The organism is Clostridium sp. SHJSY1 (assembly GCF_031626875.1).
Taxonomy (GTDB): Bacteria; Bacillota; Clostridia; order Clostridiales; family Clostridiaceae; genus Clostridium.
The window spans coordinates 21,045-27,044 of sequence record NZ_JANDMF010000061.1; the positions used below are offsets into that span (position 1 = coordinate 21,045).

Consider the following 6,000-nt stretch of genomic DNA (forward strand, 5'->3'; position numbering starts at 1 on the left):
TTCTAAACCTCTTACTGACTTTCAGTTCAATTACATATTCATTCTCTTTTTCTTTGATAAGTTCAACATTTATCCAAAGTGGTTAATATAAATCTGGGTGAGAAAGTATTCTTGCGGCTCCTGTTAAGTCGAAATATCTGTCCTTCAGATTTTTATCTGTTAGAACAGCTAACCTCATATAATCATCTTTTGAATTTAGTTTTTTCCCTGGTTCATAAACTGGTTTTATTGTGAACTTTATATTAGCTTCTTCTTTTAGTCCTAATTCAATAATACTTTTTATTAAGTTTGCTTTAAAATCTTTTTCTAACATATTTTATTAAATTCCATATGTTTTCTTTATTTCCAGTATTAATTCTTCAACCTTTTCTTTTTGAGATGGATTTCTTTCAAGAAAAAATTCACAAGCTACTTCTAAATACTTGTAGAACTCATCATACTCAACAATATCTTCTGGATTATCCTCTTCATCTGCATAATCACCAGAATAGAACAGAATTTTATTTTCTCCAAAATATCCTTCATCATCCTTCTCATATTCTTCTGAATAAATCACTCCATGATATTCTCTTCTTTCACCATTTTTCTTTGCAAAATCCTCTAAACGTTCAAAAAATCTTTTCCCATTTACATATAAATTCAATACATCAATAACTGCATATTTATTAAAATCGTCTTGTTTCATTTTCTCTAAAAATTCACTATATATATTCATATTATTCAACACTCCATTCTAATACTGGATAAGCATTGTCTATCTCTCCAGTTATTAAATTTTTTATTCCTTCAAACTTCAATATTTTTCCTTTGCAATTTGCTTCTCCTAATATTTTCATTTTAGTTTGATTTCCTAATTCAACTGTTCTTTTATTAATTAATCCTTCTTCCATAGCAATTTTACTTAATTCAATAATCTCATCACTAGAAATTATAGATGAATCATATAAAGTTTTACTATAAGTTTTATTCCCATTTGGTATTGTTTTATACTCCCCAGTCCCATTCTTCCCAGTGTAGTCCATTTTTTCATACTTTGCTTTAAATTCCATATCAAAAATTCCCTCAACATCTGAATGAGAAGTTCTATTTAACTCAACTAATTTGTATTTATTAGAATCACTTTCAAAATACTTTAAAAATTCTTCATAGTTATGTCCACCACTAATTCCATTTCTTTCTGTAAATTTTTTAATTGGACCTATTGTATGTTCAACATAATAGCCCTCTTTATATTTTATATTTGGTTTATGTATTACATTTTCTTTTCCATATTTACTATTAAAAAATTGTTCCCATTTTTCTTTGCTATATAGTCCTTGATTTTCATAAAGAGGATTATTAGTGTTATTAAGAACTCTATTTCTTATTGTAGGCCCTTCAGCAGCACTAGCTGTGATTGATTTAAATTTGAATTTATTTGCAATAAAAGGAGTTCCGTAATGACCAACTACATGTGCTGCCCCTTTTTCTTCATATTCATCAGACACTTGTTGGCTCATATCTTCTACTGCCTCAAATGGATTATTAAATACAGATTTAATTTTCTTATTAGTTTCATGAAATTTATCTTCAGTATAATCAAATATACCTGGAGTATCTCCAGTTATCTTTGAAATTAAATAACCTGTCCCACCCATTCCATATTGAAAGATTCCTCCACCTAAATTAAGTAAATCTTCTCCAAAATTAACTACACCTTCTCCTAGATTGTATATATCTTCTCCAACATCCTTCGTCTTATCCCACAATGAAGCTCTTGCATCATATAAAATACTAGCTGCTGCTCCATAATCATCATCTCTTTCTTCATAAGCCACCACATATTTATTGAATTGGTATTCTATATCCTCTTGACCTTCTTCAAACCAATTTCCATATTGCTTAATTATATCCCATATCTCTTCAATTTTCCTATAGTTATTTTCTTCCTTTAGCTTATCTTCAGCAGTTATAGATGGATTTGCGCTGGTTGTATAGTAGGCTGATGAGTAATCAAAATATAGTCTTGTTTGTCCAGATGATATTAAATTTTTTAAAGCACTTATAGATAGAAACATAGTTTTCATATTACAATAAATATCTAATTTATCTACTCTTACATCTAATCCATAATTAATTGGCCTTATTATGCTTGTCATATCATTATAAAATCCATCAAATGACCTATATAATGTATCTAGTTCCTTCTTGCAAGACTCTATCTCCGTCTGTAACTCATTATGCTTGTCTACCAAGGCTGTTACAGACTCTCCACTGTTTTCATTTTCTAACCTTCCATTTATCCGATTTAATGAGCCCTGCATAGTTTCAAGGGCTTTTCTATATGTATATAGATATGATTTTGAAGATGTTCAAAGTGAATGCTATATCATTCTCCTTCATGCTCTAGAAAAATATAATCCTGAATCACATAGATTTGTAGCCTACGCTACCAATGCAATAAAAAATTCCATGTATGCTATTATAAAAAAATCCATCAAAAATAATCAAGTCCAAGGATTGAACACACTTACTTTTGATGGGGATCTTAGCTCACTAGATAAAAATAAATCAAATTGTATAGAAGATAATTTAATCTTTAATATAAATATAAATGAACTATTTAACGCATTAGATAAATTAACTTCTTATGAAAAAGAGCTTTTAGTTTTTAATATATTTAGAGGCAATACCTTAAAATCCTATGCAGAATGGAAAAATATTTCACGTTCTACTGCTGCTAAGAAAAGATTGTTATTATATAATAAGCTACAAAATATAGTTAACAACTAAAAACACCGATCTAATATACTTGTTGGTTTCTAATGTATTTATCTTTATTAATGTACTGTATTTTCCAATTTTTTACTTCATTGAATAATTTACTTATTTTATTGATTAGTTATTATATCTTCAAGTTCCTTTATCCTATTTATATGTTTTATTCTATCAATTCTTTTTATTTTTTAGTGCTTTTCTACTACATATATTATGTTCACAATTCTATTAACTTCTAAGTGGAATTATTTAACCTAGGTTTTCCTAGATTATCAACTTACGTTAGTTTTTAATTCTATATATCTTAGCTTTTAAAGATATTTCAGTTCAAGAAAAAAAAGTTAATGCCCCAATTATTGAAACATTAACCTTTTTAACTTCTTTCACTACATTATTTAGATTATGTAGTGAATTATCTATTCTAATTATTACAGTTTTATATATACTCTCTGTTAACTAGATATTATACATTCTATTATTACCTAATTTTGCAGTTAAATATTAAAATAATATTTATTAAATTTTATACTATAGATTTTCTTTTCAAGTTAAAAACATCTATATCTGCTTCCTCAAATTTTGTTTCTAATGCATCCCATCCATTAGCTATAGCATACTCTTTTTCTTGACTTGAAATTGGAATAATTAATAGCCATGTTATCTTCCTATCTCCAAATTCAATAGTTTTAAATCCATCCCATAAAAAAGGATTCATCAAATAAATATGCTTCATTTCACAATCATTAATATACTGTGATATTACATTTGGAATAATATGGCCATATCCACAATTACCTCTTTCCATTATTTCAAAAGCAGTAGTAGATAATATATTCGCAAAGAACTCTTCTTTTTCATCACACGCCCCTAATAATTCTACTCTTAATTTTTTATTATCACTTAACATTCCTATATCATGCTCTGATAAACCAATAGTTGCATAGGAAATTACCCCAGTGTATGGTCTGTCTACACATGATAAAATATCTACACTTTTTTTCTCTTTTTCATCCCAATAACGAAAAACCTTTGGTTTTCCTCCTATAACTTCTAATTCTTTTTTTGCTATTATTTTATTAATATCCATATTTCACTCCTTATTAATCACCAAAATAAATATCAGTTAAATCTTCACCTTGGTGACCTCTATTAGAACTTGGTAATTCAGGTCTATAATGCTCTATCTTATTATATTCATTCAAAAATTGTTTTCTTGATATACCTCGTTCCTTGGCACTTTGTTTATGTTTTCTAAATTCAAATCCTGGTTTATGTCCCATATCCCATGTTTCTGATTTATTCATAACTTTTTCTGTTACAGGGTCTATTACATCACCATTAGCATTTTTAGCATTTTCCCAAACTTTATCTCTTACTCCTTTTCTAAAATGAGATGGTCTATCATATGATACTGGCTTGTTCTTCCACCTTACTTTTCTTGATCCATAAGTCTCCTTAAAATAATCATTCCATTCTGAGCCACTCAATAATTTTCTTTCAGAATTAGTTACCCCCTTTATAGAATCAATAACTTCAACTTTCCCATTCAAGGGCTTTCCTACTGGTCCATCAAACAACATAATTGCCTGTGTAACCTCTAATTCAGTTGTATAAACCCGTTGATATACATAATAACTTTGACTCTCCAAAAATTCATCGTGAAATTCTATTCCAGAAGGTTTTTCCTCTTCTCCAAAAAGACCTATTGGATAATGTTTTGAAAGAGCATATATATATAAATCAGAACTTTGTTTATCTTTCAGTTTATCTTTCAGTTTATTATCTTTTTTATATGCTATCATAGGTGGCAAATCTTTTATCTCTTCTTTTTTATAACTCTTAGCCCCTATAAAACTTGAATTAATATATTTGTCTGCTTCTTCTTCACTAATAAGATAATTTCTATAATCTTTAAATTCTTTAGGTACATATAAAGGAAATATAATATCCTCTCCACCTTTTGCCCTATCAGCAATTTTATCCATATGACCTATAGCCATGGCTCCTAATGAATTTTTTAATTTTTCTTCTAATGTGACATATTCCTTAGATGCATGATATAAACTTTCAGCAAAGCTATTAAATTCCCTAGAAATATAATATCCCATATCTTCAATATAATTTAATTGTTCTCTTTGAGTATGGGTACTAACATCTCTAACAGAATTTAATGTATCTTCTATACTAGCTATTTCCCTCATCATGAAATCAAATTCGTATTTTAGATCAACCATCTTTGTTGCAAACCTTAGAAGTTTTTCTGTGTCTACCTTTATTGTATCCATTAATCCTCCTCTTTTGTATTCAATTGTACTTCTAGTTTCCCACCTAAAGTTTGCCTATAGTTCATCATTATACTTATAAAAACTGCCTTACTCAATGGTATAAATTGAAAGAAACCAGTTTATTTTATAACTGGTCCAACTTTATTAGTCAATTCTTTTTGTTTCTTAAGGTCTTCTAATCTTTTAGCTTCATCTAATATATCCATAGATAAAGTCATAAGAGTATTTTTCATAGTTACAAATTCAATCTCCAAATCATAACACCTATTTATTAATTGATTCATTCTTTCAACTATTTCAAATTTCATATTACCTTCAAAGTCATTTAGCATTAAATTATTTATGTCCTTTAAATCATCTATTATATTGTCCACTTTACTTTTGCTGCTATTAATTTTACTAACATCCTTAATTACATTTATATTTGGATTCAAATTTACTCCCCCTTGTTTCATCTCTTGTTAAATCAAATTTCATTATACTATATAGTAACAAAAAAATACTGACCAAAGCCAGTATTTTTCACCTTAATTAAATTCAAAACTTTTAACAACCTTTGTAATTCTCCCCTTATGCTCCTGCAAAACATTTTCAATCCCTTCACATATTCTCTTAAGAGAACAATTTTCACAACTCCCAAGTATCTCTTGCTCCAAAATAGAACAAGAAATTTCATCTTCAAAGTTAGAATTCCTAATTGCAAGAGCTATCTGCTTCTTATCAAATACATCATAGTTATCACCTTGTAATTTTATTTCATCATTTATCATTTAAATCCCTCACCTTCTAATTTCTTTTCATAGAAGATATATTTATTTTTAATCTAAATGCCTAAAAATTTATAATATTTTTCCCATTACTCTCTTTAATCCCGCATTTTATCAGCATATTCTTCAGTCCAGCTAGTAGTTGTCAATAGAATTCTAATAGTATGCTGATATAATTTTATTAATATAAT

The 6,000-nt window shown here is 27.9% G+C and carries 8 protein-coding genes; 1 reads left to right on the forward strand and 7 read right to left on the reverse strand.

The window, feature by feature from the left end:
• Positions 1 to 82: 82 nt before the first annotated feature.
• Genes NNC19_RS20660 through NNC19_RS20670 form a run of 3 tightly spaced genes read right to left on the reverse strand, consistent with a single transcriptional unit; the run spans position 83 to position 2,303 of the window.
• Positions 83 to 313, reverse strand: a complete 231-nt coding sequence (locus NNC19_RS20660) for a hypothetical protein (protein WP_310940594.1) — start codon at positions 311 to 313, stop codon at positions 83 to 85.
• Positions 314 to 319: 6 nt separating this feature from the next.
• The gene (cdiI, locus tag NNC19_RS20665) at positions 320 to 715 is read right to left on the reverse strand and encodes a ribonuclease toxin immunity protein CdiI (RefSeq protein ID WP_310940595.1); all 396 of its coding nucleotides are present in this window, start codon (positions 713 to 715) and stop codon (positions 320 to 322) included.
• A 1-nt stretch (position 716) separates the two neighbouring features.
• A complete protein-coding gene (locus tag NNC19_RS20670) occupies positions 717 to 2,303 on the reverse strand; it encodes a hypothetical protein (RefSeq protein WP_310940601.1) in 1,587 nt (528 codons plus the stop codon).
• Here NNC19_RS20670 and NNC19_RS20675 point away from each other — a divergent pair.
• Entirely contained in the window at positions 2,224 to 2,772 is a 549-nt protein-coding gene (locus NNC19_RS20675; protein ID WP_310940596.1) for a sigma-70 family RNA polymerase sigma factor, read from the forward strand. The genes NNC19_RS20670 and NNC19_RS20675 overlap by 80 nt on opposite strands.
• Positions 2,773 to 3,280: 508 nt before the next feature.
• Here the strand turns inward: NNC19_RS20675 and NNC19_RS20680 are convergent.
• The 4 genes from NNC19_RS20680 to NNC19_RS20695 form a co-directional block, all read right to left on the reverse strand.
• Positions 3,281 to 3,844: a suppressor of fused domain protein gene (locus NNC19_RS20680; RefSeq protein WP_310940597.1), complete on the reverse strand. Its 564-nt coding sequence runs from the start codon at positions 3,842 to 3,844 to the stop codon at positions 3,281 to 3,283.
• Between the two features lie 13 nt (positions 3,845 to 3,857).
• On the reverse strand, positions 3,858 to 5,042 hold the full coding sequence (locus NNC19_RS20685; RefSeq protein WP_310940598.1) for an HNH/ENDO VII family nuclease: 1,185 nt from the start codon (positions 5,040 to 5,042) through the stop codon (positions 3,858 to 3,860).
• Between the two features lie 119 nt (positions 5,043 to 5,161).
• A complete protein-coding gene (locus NNC19_RS20690; protein ID WP_310940599.1) occupies positions 5,162 to 5,476 on the reverse strand; it encodes a hypothetical protein in 315 nt (104 codons plus the stop codon).
• 93 nt (positions 5,477 to 5,569) lie between these two features.
• The gene (locus NNC19_RS20695; protein ID WP_310940600.1) at positions 5,570 to 5,812 is read right to left on the reverse strand and encodes a hypothetical protein; all 243 of its coding nucleotides are present in this window, start codon (positions 5,810 to 5,812) and stop codon (positions 5,570 to 5,572) included.
• Between the last annotated feature and the right edge of the window lie 188 nt (positions 5,813 to 6,000).